Annotated in this window: 13 protein-coding genes; 4 read left to right on the top strand and 9 right to left on the bottom strand. The window is 60.0% G+C overall.

The features are described from left to right. The first annotated feature begins 3 nt into the window (after positions 1-3). The gene (locus AC07W7_RS17430; protein WP_495039767.1) at positions 4-444 is read left to right on the top strand and encodes a GlcG/HbpS family heme-binding protein; all 441 of its coding nucleotides are present in this window, start codon (positions 4-6) and stop codon (positions 442-444) included. Between the two features lie 111 nt (positions 445-555). Here the strand turns inward: AC07W7_RS17430 and AC07W7_RS17425 are convergent, their stop codons facing one another. Both AC07W7_RS17425 and AC07W7_RS17420 read right to left on the bottom strand, forming a co-directional pair. After that, positions 556-1,014 carry an REP-associated tyrosine transposase gene (locus AC07W7_RS17425; protein ID WP_169897528.1) on the bottom strand — a complete coding sequence of 153 codons (459 nt, stop codon included), beginning with the start codon at positions 1,012-1,014 and terminating at the stop codon, positions 556-558. Positions 1,015-1,218: 204 nt separating this feature from the next. Beyond that, the gene (locus AC07W7_RS17420; RefSeq protein ID WP_057438851.1) at positions 1,219-1,824 is read right to left on the bottom strand and encodes a TetR/AcrR family transcriptional regulator; all 606 of its coding nucleotides are present in this window, start codon (positions 1,822-1,824) and stop codon (positions 1,219-1,221) included. A gap of 137 nt (positions 1,825-1,961) precedes the next feature. Between AC07W7_RS17420 and AC07W7_RS17415 the strand changes: the two genes are divergently transcribed. Beyond that, positions 1,962-2,876 carry a DUF808 domain-containing protein gene (locus AC07W7_RS17415; RefSeq protein ID WP_099169889.1) on the top strand — a complete coding sequence of 305 codons (915 nt, stop codon included), beginning with the start codon at positions 1,962-1,964 and terminating at the stop codon, positions 2,874-2,876. Positions 2,877-2,885: 9 nt separating this feature from the next. Here the strand turns inward: AC07W7_RS17415 and AC07W7_RS17410 are convergent, their stop codons facing one another. The 4 genes from AC07W7_RS17410 to AC07W7_RS17395 form a co-directional block, all read right to left on the bottom strand. Next, positions 2,886-3,356 carry a hypothetical protein gene (locus AC07W7_RS17410; RefSeq protein ID WP_495039766.1) on the bottom strand — a complete coding sequence of 157 codons (471 nt, stop codon included), beginning with the start codon at positions 3,354-3,356 and terminating at the stop codon, positions 2,886-2,888. A gap of 167 nt (positions 3,357-3,523) precedes the next feature. Then, positions 3,524-4,294, bottom strand: coding sequence for a hypothetical protein (locus AC07W7_RS17405; protein ID WP_495039765.1), 771 nt, complete (start codon positions 4,292-4,294; stop codon positions 3,524-3,526). Positions 4,295-4,753: 459 nt separating this feature from the next. Beyond that, on the bottom strand, positions 4,754-5,542 hold the full coding sequence (locus tag AC07W7_RS17400) for an MlaA family lipoprotein (RefSeq protein WP_099169484.1): 789 nt from the start codon (positions 5,540-5,542) through the stop codon (positions 4,754-4,756). Continuing rightward, entirely contained in the window at positions 5,535-6,833 is a 1,299-nt protein-coding gene (locus tag AC07W7_RS17395; protein WP_076963923.1) for a serine/threonine protein kinase, read from the bottom strand. The genes AC07W7_RS17400 and AC07W7_RS17395 overlap by 8 nt, the downstream gene beginning before the upstream one ends. A 236-nt stretch (positions 6,834-7,069) precedes the next feature. Here AC07W7_RS17395 and AC07W7_RS17390 point away from each other — a divergent pair, with 236 nt between their 5' ends. Then, a complete protein-coding gene (locus AC07W7_RS17390) occupies positions 7,070-7,438 on the top strand; it encodes a hypothetical protein (protein ID WP_099169483.1) in 369 nt (122 codons plus the stop codon). 87 nt (positions 7,439-7,525) lie between these two features. On the opposite strand, the gene AC07W7_RS17385 is transcribed toward AC07W7_RS17390, so the two are convergent. After that, entirely contained in the window at positions 7,526-9,079 is a 1,554-nt protein-coding gene (locus AC07W7_RS17385; protein ID WP_495039764.1) for a glycoside hydrolase family 17 protein, read from the bottom strand. A gap of 273 nt (positions 9,080-9,352) precedes the next feature. Between AC07W7_RS17385 and AC07W7_RS17380 the strand changes: the two genes are divergently transcribed. Continuing rightward, the gene (locus AC07W7_RS17380) at positions 9,353-10,204 is read left to right on the top strand and encodes a glycine betaine ABC transporter substrate-binding protein (RefSeq protein WP_076963920.1); all 852 of its coding nucleotides are present in this window, start codon (positions 9,353-9,355) and stop codon (positions 10,202-10,204) included. A 280-nt stretch (positions 10,205-10,484) separates the two neighbouring features. Here the strand turns inward: AC07W7_RS17380 and xdhB are convergent, their stop codons facing one another. Beyond that, positions 10,485-12,884: a xanthine dehydrogenase molybdopterin binding subunit gene (gene xdhB / locus AC07W7_RS17375; RefSeq protein ID WP_197883764.1), complete on the bottom strand. Its 2,400-nt coding sequence runs from the start codon at positions 12,882-12,884 to the stop codon at positions 10,485-10,487. Further along, positions 12,877-14,325, bottom strand: a complete 1,449-nt coding sequence (xdhA, locus tag AC07W7_RS17370; protein ID WP_169900791.1) for a xanthine dehydrogenase small subunit — start codon at positions 14,323-14,325, stop codon at positions 12,877-12,879. Before xdhA ends, xdhB begins: the two co-directional genes overlap by 8 nt. Positions 14,326-14,422: the final 97 nt, after the last annotated feature.

Here is a 14,422-nt window from a genome sequence, read left to right as displayed (position 1 = left end):
CCCATGAGCGCTCTCACCTTGAAAGTCGCAATCAACCTGGTCAGCCAGGCCATCACCGCAGGTCGCACCATTGCCGCTGCACCGCTGACCATCGCGGTGCTCGACAGCGGCGGGCACCTGATCACCCTGCAACGGGAAGACGGCGCCAGCCTGCTGCGCCCGCAAATTGCCATCGGCAAGGCCTGGGGCGCGATAGCCCTGGGCAAGGGCTCGCGCTTGCTGGCGCTGGATGCCCAGCAACGCCCGGCATTTATTGCCGCGCTCAACAGCCTGGGGCAGGGCGGCGTGGTGCCGGCGCCGGGTGGGGTGCTGATTCGGGATCCGGCGGGGTTGGTGCTGGGGGCGATCGGGATCAGTGGGGATACGTCGGATATTGATGAGCAGTGTGCGATTACGGCGATTGAGGGGGTGGGGTTGTTGGCGGATGCGGGGGTGTCTGCTTGAGGTGGTAGCGATTGTCATGGCCCCATCGCGAGCAAGCCCGCTTTTGACCTGTGAACGCGGTCAAAATGTGGGAGCGGGCTTGCTCGCGATAGGGGCGCCTCGGTCCTAAACCTATACCCAAATCGCATCCCACAACGGATAGTCGCCAATCCTCTCCACCAACCCCGCCCTCAACGGATTGGCCACCACATACCTGGCCATCTTCACCAGATCATCCTCCTTGCGCAGCATTCGATCATGAAAGCTGGTTTGCCAAAGCCTTCCCTTGCGGCCAGTGGCGCCATTGACCGATCGAGTGCTTTTGGATTTGACCTGGCACATCAAGTCGCCCAGCGAACCTTTTTGCAGTTGGATCAACCAGTGGAAATGGTCGGGCATCACCACCCAGGCCAGAGAGTGCGCCAGCCCTTGATAGTGGGCGAGCCTGAACTGCCAGACCACCAGGCGGCCCAGGTAGAAGTCACTGAAGATCGGCACACGTTCGTGGGTGTTGGTGGTGATCAGGTAGATGTGGTCGGTTTCGCTGAAACGGCCAATGCGCAGGCGGTGTGAAGCAGGGAGATCAGGCATTCCTTGGCCTCTCTTCAGGTGGTGTTCTGAGAGGCTAGATCTGAGAAGCAGGCATTGAGGGCCTGGCTTTTGGCAAGATGTGTCTGGGAGGGCGCTATCGCGAGCAAGCCCGCTCCCACAGTGGTTTTGCGGTGTTTATACAATCTGTGTCAGGTACGGGATCTGTGGGAGCTGGCTTGCCTGCGATAGCCACACCACGGTCCATCAGTCCGGCTCACACCCCTTGAGCACCAACCGAATAATCGTCTGCGCCGCCGCTTCATAGTCGGCCTCATCCAGCTTGGCCTTGCCGGTCACGGCCGAGATCTGCCAGTCGAAGTCGGCGTAGGTCTGGGTTGCCGCCCAGATGCTGAACATCAGGTGGTTGGGGTCGATGGCGGCGATCAGGCCGCGATCGACCCAGCTCTGGATGCAATCAATGTTGTGCTTGGCCTGGGCATTGAGTTGCTGCACCTGCTCGGGGCTCAGGTGCGGCGCGCCGTGCATGATTTCGCTGGCGAATACTTTGGAGGCAAAGGGCAGGTCGCGGGAGATGCTGATTTTCGAGCGGATATAGCTGCTCAGTACCTGCTTGGGGTCGCCGTCCGGGTTGAAGGGGGTGGAGGCGGCCAGGATCGGCTCGATGATGCTTTCGAGCACCTCGCGGTAGAGGTTGTCCTTGGACTTGAAGTAGTAATAGACGTTGGGCTTGGGCAGCCCGGCCTTGGCGGCGATGTCGCTGGTTTTGGTCGCGGCGAAGCCCTTGTCGGCAAACTCCTCGCTGGCAGCCCGCAGGATCAGTTCTTTGTTGCGCTCGCGAATGGTGCTCATAGACCAGATGATTCCTTGCCAGGACAGGCGGTTGCGCATGGTAGCACCGGCGATCCGCGCGTCTCAAGAATCTGCCCGCGACGCTTTGTACCACGCTATGCTGCGAAAAATCTCACATCACTAAGGACATCCGGCTTATGGCAGGAAGCAGCTTGTTGGTACTGATCGATGACATCGCCGCCGTTCTCGACGATGTAGCCCTGATGACAAAAATGGCCGCCAAGAAAACCGCCGGGGTGTTGGGTGACGATCTTGCGCTGAATGCGCAGCAAGTCTCTGGTGTGCGCGCCGAGCGGGAAATCCCGGTGGTATGGGCCGTGGCCAAGGGCTCGTTTATCAACAAACTGATCCTGGTGCCCGCGGCGCTACTGATCAGCGCCTTTGCGCCATGGGCCGTCACGCCGTTGTTGATGCTGGGGGGCGCCTACCTGTGTTTCGAGGGCTTTGAAAAGCTCGCCCATAAATTCCTGCACAGCCAGGCCGAAGCTCAGGCCGAGCATGCTCAGTTGGTCAAGGCCGTGGCCGATCCGGCAACGGACCTGGTGGCCTTTGAAAAAGGCAAGATCAAGGGCGCGATCCGCACTGACTTTATCCTCTCGGCTGAAATCATCGCCATCACCCTGGGCACCGTGGCCGATGCGCCGTTGATGCAGCAAGTGATCGTGCTGTCGGGCATCGCCCTGGTCATGACCATTGGCGTGTACGGCCTGGTGGCTGGCATCGTCAAGCTCGACGACCTGGGGCTGTGGATGGCGCAAAAGCCCGGCCAGTGGGTACGGGATATTGGCAACGGGCTACTGCGCGCCGCGCCGTACATGATGAAAAGCCTGTCGGTGATCGGCACGGCGGCGATGTTTATGGTCGGTGGCGGCATCCTGACCCACGGCGTGCCTGCGGTGTCGCGCTGGATTGAAAGCGTGAGCCAGAGCATCGGTGGTATCAGTTGGTTGATGCCGACCTTGCTCAATGCCATCGCAGGGATCATCGCCGGGGCGGTGGTGCTGGCGTTGGTGTCGGTGGCGAGCAAGGTCTGGCACGCTTTGAGGGGCTAGAGGCTGAAATTATCGCAGTGCGCTGTAGCCTTTTTCGCTGAATGCCTTGAACAACTGTGCTTCCGAGCCGCCTGAAACACTGCCAAATGAACCGAAGCCCTGTATGTGCTGATCGTTTTGCTGGGTTGGGCCCTGACGCTTCAGGTTTTCGCGGCTATCAATATAGGTTGCCACTTGCGCCAGGTTGTAGGCGGCATCGGCGCGTGAATCGAAATTGTGGTTGGCTGCCCCCCAATCGCCGGTATGTTGCTTGAGCTGATTGATGAAGTTGCTTGCGAAAGGACCGTCTTGTTTGAGGATGTCCTTGAGGATCGGCGTGTCCTTGAAGATTTGTTCGGCGCTGCGATGATCGCCGGCAGGCCGGGTAGATTTTTCCGGGGGCGCACTCAGGCCGGGTTTTATTGAGGCCTGGGCTTCTGCCGTTGCGGAGCCGGAGGGGATTTGCGCTGTGATGGGGGGCTGGGAAACCGATATCGTCATGCTGGCGTTCCACTGGAGAGTTTGAGGGGGGGCAACGGGAAGTCAGCCTGTTGTGTGTCAGGCTGACTTGCGGGTGTGCCTGGGTTTTAAGTGGTAAGCATGTGCGAAAGGGTTCCTAGTGATGGGGGTGTTGTTCGGTAAGGTGTGAAGGGTGTTTAAAGGAGGTTCTATTCTGTTGAGTGCAGAAGCTCTTGATAGCCAAATGACAGGATGGTATGAAGCAAATACGACTTGTTTACGTGTTTCCCTGAGAACGACACCATAGCTTTATTAAAAGATGGGGATTGTAGGTTTACCTCTGTTGTGGGGGTATTTAAGTTATCAATGTAGTTAGCTAGATAGGCTAAGTTATAGGCAGCATCTGCCCGCGCTTCAGGGTTTTTGTTTTTTTTTTTTTTACTCCAATCTCCCGTTTCTTTTTGAAGGTCTTCAAGGGCGTCGCCAAACTTAACAAATTCGTTGACGGAATATTCTGCTACGGCAAGTAATGGATTGTCTCTAAAGATATCCTCGGCGCTTCGTTGATCGCCAAGGGGGTGTCCTCTGGCAAAAGTTGGCCTTACATAAACCTGTTGCTCACCTTTAAACTCCAGGCTGGAGTAGCCATGCTCGATAAATTTTTTGAGCAGCGCATGTTCGGAGTCCTTTCGGATGGATTGACCACGAAATGGAAGGCCGCTTTGCTCATGCCGCAGAACTTGTTCGTTACCTGAATAACCACTGAGAAAACCATCATTGTGTTGGCTTGCCACTACGGCATGCGCATTTTTTGAGTCAATAAAGTTGAACAGACGTGCGGCGTTATAGGCCGCATCGGCGCGGGCGTCCGGGTTCTTGTTGGCGGTTGCCCAGTCGCCGGTGCGTTTGTAGATGCCTTGTTTATAGGCGTCGGGCAGGGGCCTGCTCTCTGGACCACCTCTGTAAATGCTCTGGCGCATCTCCAGGTTTTTAAGGGTAGGGTTGGCATTGATGATCTGTTCAGCCGTCCGGCGATCACCTGCCGGCCGGCCTGTCGCTGCGGTTGGACGGGTTGCGCTGTCCGAGATTAGGGCTGCCAGTTACGGTAAAGGCTCTGATATCCATAAACGGATCCTTTTTATTGGATGTTTATCATTGTTTCTATTTAAGTAAAAAGTGCGAAGACGCCAACCACTCTTGATTTAAGTGGTGGTGAGGGGTGGGTGGTTCCATATGTTCATGTTTCTGATATTAACCCGGCCGCAATGCAGTACTTGATTATAAAAATATACCGGTCTTTGGAAAGGGTTAAATATAGTGTTGGAATAGTCGATAAAGTTTGTACGAGTAAAGGTATCCAGATAAGGGAATCTGGACGTGGGCAGGGTTCTGGGCCCGGGCTTGCATTTGCCGCAAGGCCGGGCTGCAGTGGTTACACGCTACTCGGCAATCTGCAACTTGCGCGACTCGCTATACACATAGCGCACTTTTTCATACTCGAACGGTGAGTTCATCTGGCCGTAGCGAAAGCTGGTCTGATAGCGCTTGTCTACTGCGCGCAAGGCCCAGATTTCCGGGTGGTTGGAGCTGACTTCGGCAACGTTGAGGAAGTTGATCTGGGATTCGGCGGTGTAGTCCACTAGCAGGCCGCCGGTGTCGCGCAGGTTGGACGGGCCGAGGATCGGCAGGACCAGGTAGGCGCCGCCGGGTACGCCGTAGAAGCCCAGGGTCTGGCCGAAGTCTTCGCTCTGGCGCGGCAGGCCCATGGCGGTGGCCGGGTCCCACAGCCCGGCGATGCCGAGAGTGGTGTTGACCAGCAGCCGGCCAGTGGTTTCCAGGGAGCGGTGGCCCTTGAGTTGCAGCAGGCTGTTCAGCAGGTTGGGCACATCGCCCAGGTTGTTGAAGAAGTTGCTGACGCCGGTGCGCAGGAAACTGGGGGTGACGTAGCGATAGCCGTCGACCACCGGCAGGAATACCCATTGGTCGAAGCGGTAGTTGAAGTGGTACACCCGGCGGTTCCACGACTCCAGCGGGTCATAGACGTTAAGGGCATTGAGGGTCGAGCGCTCGAATTCGCGCTGGTCCAGGCCGGGGTTGAACTTGAGCTTGCTCAGGGGCTCCTTGAAGCCATCCGGGTCGACCGCGGTCGGTGCGTGAGCCTTGCTGTTGTCCGCGTTGGCAACGCCTGCACAGAGTAAGGCGGCAAGAAGCAGGAGATGTTTAGCCACGGAAGAACTCCAGCATGGCGTCGGCGTTGACGCGGTAATTGAGGTTGCCGCAATGGCCGCCCAAGGGGTAGACGGTCAAGCGATCGCCGAAGGTCTTGCGCAGGAAACCCAGGTCGCCAGGGCCGAGGATCACATCGTCGGCGTTGTGCATCACCGCGATTTTCGGGCTGTCGCGCAGGTAGTCCTCAAGGGCGTACAGGCTGACCTGGTCGATCAGTTGCAACAGGCTGCCGCCGTCGGAGCGGGCGCGCCACATCGGGATCACTTGTTCGGTGAGGTAGCAGTCGAAATCACACTGCAGCGCACGCTTGAGAAACGGCGTGAGGCTGGTGCTTTCGGTGATCGGGTATTTGGGCGGAGTGATCAGGCCGCGGCGGTTGATCAGGTCCGAGGTGAAGGCGATATCGGCGGCCGAGAAGCGGAACGAGGTGCCGATCAGCATCGCCATCTGCTCGTTGGTCAGGTGCTCCTTGGAGTTCTGGAAATCGTAGAGCAAGGCGTCGTTGAGGTCGATATAGCCTTTTTGCTGGAAGTAGCGGGTCAGCTTGTTCAGCACCAACTCATAGAACGTGGTGCTGTTATTGATGCCCTTGACCTCGGTCTGCACCAACTTATCGAGGTTGCTGATGGAGGTGTAGAGGTTGACCGGTGGGTTGAGCAGCAACACTTTCTTGAAGTTGAAGCTGCGCCGGGTTTCGTCCAGCTTGCTGACGAATGCCGCGTCCAGCGCGCCCAGGCTGTAGCCGGTGAGGTAGAAGTCGGTGACTGGCAACGTGGCGTTTTGTGCACGTACGGCCTGCATCACGCGGTACATGTCCTCGGCGTCTTCCTGGGTGATGCCGGGTGTGGCGAAGCGCGAGGCGGCGCTGATGAAGTCGTAGCTGGTGGGCGACGACAATTGGACGACATGGTAGCCGGCCTTGTAGTACAGCTTTTTCAGGTATTCGTTGAGGGTGCTGTCAAAGCGCGCACCGGTGCCGGAGATCAGGAAGATCAGCGGTGCGGCGCGGTCTTGTTTGGCAATGCGGTAGGTGAGCTTCTTCACCGGCCAGAAGTTGGCGGGCAGGCTGAACTCACGCTCCGGGCGCATGGTCAGGCTGTAGTCGGACTGGTTGATGTCATCGATGGATGGCAAATCCGGCCGCAGATCCGGGGGCGTCGTGGCGATGGTCGCTTCAAACGGGTTGGTCAAAGGGTAGCCATAGCTGGCCGGGTCGACATCAACCGCCAGTGCTGACGCACTCAAAAAAAGGCTACCCAACAGGGCAGCACAGCGCAAGGAACGGAGCATGACTAAATCCCTAAGAGGAAACGTGCTTAATGAAGTTCGCAGGCTATGACCACCGCGTTATCGCCGAAGTGCCAGCCATCGGCACTAAATATCGGAAAAAAACGTAGGAATCGAGGTAATAGTAGGCAGACGATACACTTTGGCACGCTTTGATGAATAGTTATCTGTGTGCAACCCTTGCCAATGGCCCCGGGGAGATTAAGCTGGGCGCCGTTTTCGCCTATCGGAGTGCCCGTATGTCCCCTCGTTTGCCGCTGATCCTGCTGCTGTTGGCCTTGCCGTTATGGCTGGCCGCCAGTTATGGCGCCCGTTATGGGTTTATGGAGGATGGACAGTGGGTGGGCCTCTGCGCTGGCGATGCCAGCCGCTGGGAGTGCCAGTTGCGGGCCAACCTGGGCCTGATGATTCACTTTCGGGTGTTGGGCTGGGCCGCGTTGGCCACGTCGGTCCTGGCGTTTTTTGTACCAGGCCGTGCCGGTTGGGGCTTGGCGGTGCTGGGGTTGGCGTTCGGGATCCCGGCATTGGCGTTGTACAACACCAATTTTGCGGTGTTTGCGCTGGTGATTGCCGGGTTGCGGTTGGTCAGGGCGCCTCGGGCTGTCTGATAGGGTCAATCGCAGGCAAGCCCACCCCTACATTTGAATGTATTCACAGATCAAAATGTGGGAGTGGGCTTGCCCGCGATAGCAATCTCAAGCCTTGCGCACCCGCAGGCAACGCCACAAGGCTGCAACTATCAACACACTGACCAGCGCCCAACCCAGCGCCTGCTGGTTCATCAAGCCTTCCTGGTACAGCTGCGGTGCAATGCTGGCGCCAATGATGAAGGTCAGCAGGGCGATTTCCCGCCGTGGCCCGCTGACCGGGCGCAGCAGGTAGACCAGCGCCGGCAGCAGCAGGGCGGCGCTGGGGAAGCTGCGGTAGCGTGGGTCGAACACCAGCGCCAGCATCATCACCGCCGCAGCGAACCCGGCCATTGCAATCAGCCAGCCGGCCCGCTGCTCCAGCCAGGCGAAGGCCCGGGCGCGCCAACTCTGGCGAGCGCTCAAGGCCAAGGCCCCATGGGCCAGCACCAGCAGGTTCAGGGCCAGCAGTAGCCCGGCCCAGATCCATTCATCGGTAAAGCGTGCCGTCACCCGGGTCAATTCGGCCCAACTGCCAATCGAGCCCGCCGCCACTGCGCCCAACAGCGGCAGCAATAACGCGGCGCGGGTGCTGCGCACACGCCCGCCGAGCACCAGGGTGCCCAGCAGGATCAGCCCGCCAACGCCCAGCCATACTGGCCAGTACGGCACGTTGGTGACCGGGCCGGCCAGGATGCCCTTGTCCTGGCGATCGGCATCGAACAGCCCCCAGTAGCCGCCGACCGCGCCTTCGCTGGCGCGTTTCCAGGGTTGGTCAAAGGCTTCGATCAGGTTGTAGTGCCAGCCGTTGGCCTCGGCCATGGCGACGAAGCCGCGAATGAACTTGGCTTCGTTGACCCGGCTCGGCACGGCGGTTTCCCGCTGGCGACCCTCGCTGGGCCAGCCGGTTTCACCAATCATCACGTCCTTGGGGGCAAAACGATTGCCGAAGGTCTGGCGGATATCGCCGACATGGCGCAGGGCCTGGTCGATCCCCGCCGGGTCATCTTCCCAGTAGGGCAATAAGTGAATGGTCAGGAAATCCACCGCCGGGGCCATTTCCGGGTGTTGCAGCCAGAACTCCCAGACATCGGCATAGGTGACCGGCTGCTGGATCTGGCTTTTGACCTTTTCGATCAACTTCACCAACTGCGTGGCGGTGATTTCCTTGCGCAGCAGGGCTTCATTGCCGACGATCACCGATGTGACCACGTCGGGGTTGGCATTGGCCGAGGCGATCAGCAGGTCGACTTCCTTGGCGGTGTCCACCGGGTTGCTGTTGACCCAGGCACCGATCATCAACTTCAAGCCGTGTTTGCGCGCCAGCTCGGGCAAGGCCTCAAGGCCGGCCTGGGAATAGGTGCGGATGCACTCAAAGCGTGTGGCCAGCAGGGCCAGGTCGGCGTCCATGCGCGCGGGGCGCAGTTTGAACGGTTGGTCGAACGGCGATTGGTCCTTGTCGAAGGGCGTGTAGGACGCGCATTGCAGCTTGTGGCTGGCGCTGGCCACATCCGGCAGCAGCACCGGTTGGCCGAGGCCGTACCAGTAGCCACCGAGCGCAAACAGGCCGAGCAACAGGGCGAATATATAAGGCAGGAAGGGGAAGCGGGCAGTCGTGGTCATGGTCACGCCGTCAGGGAGCAAAGCCGCGCATCTTACCTGTATTTGCCGGTTTTCAGGGCGACCGCATAATTTTGACATGCAAAGTCCGGGCGGAATTTTTACGGTTTTTCCGATGAAACGGCTTGCTGGCTTTGTGATGTCGTTTCTTGCTCAACCGAGGTCGTAGCCAGAGCAGGTCCGCAGGGGCGGCAGGTTGATGATCCAATGGCACCACAGAGCAACAGGTTGACGTCGCTCGGCATCCGTCGGGCGCAGCACTTTCGGGGATGCACTATGAAGATGCGACGACTTTTGGGCGCAGCTGCCACCTTGGTAGTTGCGATGAGCGCCACACTGGCCAGCGCCGACAGCAAGACCCTGAGCATCGGCTATGTGGACGGTTGGTCGGACAGCGTCGCCACCACCCATGTGGCCGCCGAAGTGATCAGGCAAAAGCTCGGTTATGAGGTGAAACTGCAGGCGGTCGCCACCGGGATCATGTGGCAGGGCGTGGCCACCGGCAAGCTCGACGCCATGCTCTCGGCCTGGCTGCCAGCGACCCATGGCGAGTATTGGACCAAGAACAAGGACAAGGTGGTCGACTACGGCCCCAACTTCAAGGAGGCGAAGATCGGCTTGATCGTGCCGGAGTACGTCAAGGCCAAGTCCATCGAGGACTTGAAGACCGATACCACCTTCAAGAACAAGATCGTGGGCATCGATGCCGGTTCAGGCGTGATGCTCAAGACGGACGAAGTCATCAAGCAATATGGCCTGGACTACAAGCTGCAAGCCAGCTCCGGGGCGGCGATGATCGCGGAATTGACCCGTGCCGAAGACAAGCAGGACTCCATCGCGGTGACTGGCTGGGTGCCACACTGGATGTTCGCCAAATGGAAACTGCGTTTCCTTGAAGACCCCAAGGGCATTTATGGCGCCGCCGAGACCGTCAACAGCATTGGCAGCAAGGGCCTGGAAAAGAAAGCCCCGGAAGTGGCGGCGTTCCTGAAGAAATTCCAGTGGGCCTCCAAGGATGAAATCGGCGCAGTGATGCTGGCCATCCAGGAAGGCGCCAAGCCTGATGTGGCGGCCAAGGATTGGGTGGCCAAGCACCCTGAGCGTGTGGCTGAGTGGACTGCTCCATAACTCCCCCAAAAAACTGTAGGAACGGGCTTTGTGTGGGAGCGGGCAAGCCCTAATGCCAGTCAGTTAAGCCTTTTTGTAGGAGCGAGCTTGCTCGCGAAGAACTTGAGAGCGCCGCGTTTACCTAGCAAACACGCGTTATCGTTGACGTCCTTCGCGAGCAAGCTCGCTCCTACAGAAAGCAGAATCCGCTTAACTGACTGGCATTAGGGCAAGCCCGCTCCCACATATGGAATGCATTCCCCTGTGGGAGCGGGCTTGCCCGCGATAGCAGCGCCTCGGTCTAGAGCGAAGCCAACTCGGTTTCGGTTTTAACAGCCTTCGCAGCGGTCAATTGGCGCATCTGCTCACAGCCCCACAACACCCGCTCCGGGGTCGCCGGTGCGTCGATCTTCGGTTGATGGCGATAGTCACCCAGGCTCGCCACCGCATCCTTGATCGCGCACCACGAGGCAATCCCGAGCATAAATGGCGGCTCGCCCACCGCCTTGGAGTGGAACACCGTGTCTTCCGGGTTCTTGCGGTTTTCCACCAGCTTGACCCGCAAATCCAGGGGCATGTCCGCCACCGCCGGAATCTTGTAGCTGGCCGGGCCATTGGTCATCAGCTTGCCCTTGTTGTTCCACACCAGCTCTTCCATGGTCAGCCAGCCCATGCCCTGGATAAAGCCGCCTTCCACCTGGCCGATATCGATGGCCGGGTTCAGCGAGGCGCCCACATCGTGGAGGATATCGGTGCGCAGCATCTTGTACTCGCCAGTCAGGGTGTCGACGATCACTTCGCAACAGGCCGCGCCGAAGGCGAAGTAGTAGAACGGTCGGCCCCGCGCCTGGCTGCGGTCGTAGAAGATTTTCGGGGTCTTGTAGAAGCCGGTACTCGACAACGACACCTGGGCGAAATACGCCTGCTGGATCAGTTCCTCGAACGTCAGGATCAGCTCGCGCACCCGCACATGGCCGTTGTGGAACTCAACATCGGCCTCGCTGACGTCGTATTTGCGCGCGGCAAATTCCACCAGGCGCTGCTTGATGGTCTCGGCGGCATTCTGCGCGGCCTTGCCGTTGAGGTCGGCACCGCTGGAGGCGGCGGTCGGCGAGGTGTTGGGCACTTTGTCGGTGTTGGTCGCGGTGATCTGCACCCGGTCGATGTCCACCTGGAAAATCTCGGCCACCACTTGCGCGACTTTGATGTTCAAGCCCTGGCCCATCTCGGTGCCGCCGTGGTTCAAGTGGATGCTGCCGTCGGTGTAGATATGAATCAAGGCGCCGGCCTGGTTGAGGAAGCTGGCGGTAAACGAAATACCGAACTTGACCGGGGTCAGCGCCAGGCCCTTTTTCAGGATCGGGCTGTGGGCGTTGTACAGGCGGATCGCTGCGCGGCGCTCGGCATATTGGCTGCTGGCCTCAAGCTCGGCAGTCATCTCTTCGAGCATGTTGTGCTCGACGGTCTGGTAGTAGTGGGTGACGTTGCGCTCGGTCTTGCCATAGTAATTGGCCTTGCGCACCGCCAGCGGGTCCAGCGCCAGATGGCGGGCGATGGCGTCCATCACCTCCTCGATGGCAACCATGCCTTGCGGGCCGCCGAAGCCACGGTAGGCGGTGTTGGAGGCGGTGTTGGTCTTGCAGCGATGGCCATTGACGGTGGCGTCGCCCAGGTAATATGCGTTGTCGGAGTGGAACATCGCGCGGTCGACAATCGAGTTCGACAGGTCTGGCGAACAGCCGCAGTTACCCGCCAGGTCCAGATTGATCCCGTGCAGGCGGCCGTTGTCGTCAAAGCCCACGTCGTATTCGATATAGAACGGGTGGCGCTTGCCGGTCATCAGCATGTCTTCGACCCGGGGCAGGCGCATCTTGGTCGGCTGGCCGGTCAGGCGCGCCACCACCGCACACAGGCAGGCCGGGCTGGCGGCCTGGGTTTCCTTGCCACCAAAACCGCCGCCCATGCGCCGCATATCGACCACGATCTTGTTCATTGACACGTCGAGCACTTCGGCCACCAGCTTTTGCACTTCGGTGGGGTTCTGGGTGGAGCAGTAGACGATCATGCCGCCGTCTTCGGTGGGCATCACCGAGGAGATCTGGGTCTCCAGGTAGAAGTGTTCCTGGCCGCCGATATGCAGGGTGCCCTGGATGCGGTGTTTCGCGCTCGCCAGGGCGAGCGCCGAATCACCGCGCTGGTGGGTGTGGCTGTCCAGCACAAAATGCTTGTTGCGAAAGGCCTCGACCACATCCAGCACCGGCTCCAGGTCTTCGTATTCGATCACCGCCGCCATGGCGGCCTTGCGTGCGGTTTCCAGGTCGCGGGCGGCGACGGCCAGTACCACCTGGCCGACGAACTGCACGGTGTCGATGGCCAGCAACGGGTCGCCGGGCATCAGCGGGCCGATATCTTTCAGGCCCGGCACATCTTCGTGGGTAATGACGATGCGCACGCCGTCGAAGGCGTAGCAGGGCGCCGTGTCGATGCTGAGGATCCGGGCATGGGCGCGGTCGGACAGGCGCGCATACAGGTGCAACTGGTTGGGGAATTCCAGGCGGTCATCGATGTACTGCGCCTCGCCCGACACGTGCTTGGCGGCGCTGTCATGCTTGACGCTGCGCCCGACCCCGGACGTCAGGTCCTGGGCAAACAGCGCGGCCATTTCGGCTTGGGTTTTTACCACGGCGTGATGGTTAGACATAAGCGGTCACCCGAGTCTCGATGTGCGGCGTTTGCAGTTCGATAAAGTATTTGCGCAGCAGGTTCTGTGCGCTGAGCAGGCGGTATTCCTTGCTCGCCCGGAAGTCCGACAGCGGGGTGAAGTCCTCGGCCAGGGCCGCGCAGGCCTGCTCCACGGTGGCGGCGTTCCAGGTGGCGCCGATCAGCACCGCCTCGCAATGTTGCGCGCGCTTGGGCGTGGCGGCCATGCCACCGAAGGCGACGCGGGCAGCGCTGATCACCCCGTTGTCGATCTTCAGGTTGAACGCCGCGCAGACCGCCGAGATGTCATCGTCCAGGCGCTTGGACACCTTATAGGCGCGAAACAGCGTGTGGCCCTTGGGTACGATGATTTTCTCGATGAACTCGCTGTCCTGGCGGGCGGTGACGCGGTAGTCGATAAAGTAGTCTTCCAGGGCCAGGGTGCGGCGCACGCTGCCTTTGCACAGCACAATCTGCGCGCCGAGGGCGATCAGCAGCGGCGGCGAATCACCGATCGGCGAGGCGTTGCCGATATTGCCGCCAAGGGTGCCCTGGTTGCGGATTTGCAGGGAGGCAAAGCGGTGCAGCAGGTCGCCGAAGTCCGGGTATTCGTGGTGCAGTGCGCTGTAGCAGTCGGAGAGGGCGGTGGCGGCGCCGATTTCCAGGCGGTCGGCAAAGGTCTCGATGCGCTTCATGGCTTCAATGTTGCCGACATAGATCATCACGGGTAGCACGCGGTGGAACTGGGTGACCTCCAGCGCCAGGTCGGTGCCGCCGGCCAGCAACCGGGCCTGGGGGTAGGCGTCGTAAAGGTCGGCCAGGTCGGCGACGGTCAGGGGCACCAGGCAGCGTTTGTCGCCGCTGTTCAGTTCACCGGTTTGCGTCGGGGCGATGGCCTTGAGGCGGGCGATGGTTTGCGCCTCACGGCTGTCGAACTGGTCCTGGGGCTTGTTGCAGCAGGCTTGTTCGGCAGCGGCGAGGATCGGCCGGTAGCCGGTGCAGCGGCACAGGTTGCCGGCCAGGGCTTCGTGGGCCTTGGCGCTGTCCGGGGCGTCGCTGTTCTTTTGCAGGGCGAACAGTGACATCACAAAGCCCGGCGTGCAGAAACCGCACTGCGAGCCATGGCACTCGACCATGGCCTGTTGCACGCTGTGCAGTTGGCCCTGGTGCTTGAGGTCTTCGACGCTGATCAGCTGTTTGCCGTGCAGGGACGAGACAAACGTCAGGCACGAATTGAGGCTGCGATAGCGAATCTGCTCGGCGCCTTGCTCGTCGGTCTGCAACTCGCCGACCACCACGGTGCAGGCACCACAGTCGCCGCTGGCGCAGCCTTCCTTGGTTCCGGATTTGCCCAGGTGCTCACGCAGGTAGTTGAGCACTGTCAGGTTCGGGTCCAGGGCATGCTCGCTACGGAGCTCCTGGTTGAGTAAAAACTGGATCACGGAAGGCCTCGCAGACTCATTATTGTTGTTAACCGCTTTGCGCCGAATCTAGTCATGTCTGACTTTTCGGTCAACGATTTTCTGACCGAAAGGTCAA

This window comes from Pseudomonas sp. GW821-FHT01D09 (assembly GCF_059422465.1).
The sequence above is the reverse complement of the archived record's forward strand: the minus strand, read 5'-3'. Positions and strand labels throughout refer to the sequence as shown.

Excerpts from the sequence above, each read along its gene's own strand:
- AC07W7_RS17430 (WP_495039767.1), top strand. The coding sequence starts at position 4 with ATGAGCGCTCTCACCTTGAAAGTCGCAATCAACCTGGTCAGCCAGGCC.
- AC07W7_RS17425 (WP_169897528.1), bottom strand. The coding sequence starts at position 1,014 with ATGCCTGATCTCCCTGCTTCACACCGCCTGCGCATTGGCCGTTTCAGC.
- AC07W7_RS17420 (WP_057438851.1), bottom strand. The coding sequence starts at position 1,824 with ATGAGCACCATTCGCGAGCGCAACAAAGAACTGATCCTGCGGGCTGCC.
- AC07W7_RS17415 (WP_099169889.1), top strand. The coding sequence starts at position 1,962 with ATGGCAGGAAGCAGCTTGTTGGTACTGATCGATGACATCGCCGCCGTT.
- AC07W7_RS17410 (WP_495039766.1), bottom strand. The coding sequence starts at position 3,356 with ATGACGATATCGGTTTCCCAGCCCCCCATCACAGCGCAAATCCCCTCC.
- AC07W7_RS17405 (WP_495039765.1), bottom strand. The coding sequence starts at position 4,294 with ATGCGCCAGAGCATTTACAGAGGTGGTCCAGAGAGCAGGCCCCTGCCC.
- AC07W7_RS17395 (WP_076963923.1), bottom strand. The coding sequence starts at position 6,833 with ATGCTCCGTTCCTTGCGCTGTGCTGCCCTGTTGGGTAGCCTTTTTTTG.
- AC07W7_RS17390 (WP_099169483.1), top strand. The coding sequence starts at position 7,070 with ATGTCCCCTCGTTTGCCGCTGATCCTGCTGCTGTTGGCCTTGCCGTTA.
- AC07W7_RS17385 (WP_495039764.1), bottom strand. The coding sequence starts at position 9,079 with ATGACCACGACTGCCCGCTTCCCCTTCCTGCCTTATATATTCGCCCTG.
- AC07W7_RS17380 (WP_076963920.1), top strand. The coding sequence starts at position 9,353 with ATGAAGATGCGACGACTTTTGGGCGCAGCTGCCACCTTGGTAGTTGCG.
- xdhB (WP_197883764.1), bottom strand. The coding sequence starts at position 12,884 with ATGTCTAACCATCACGCCGTGGTAAAAACCCAAGCCGAAATGGCCGCG.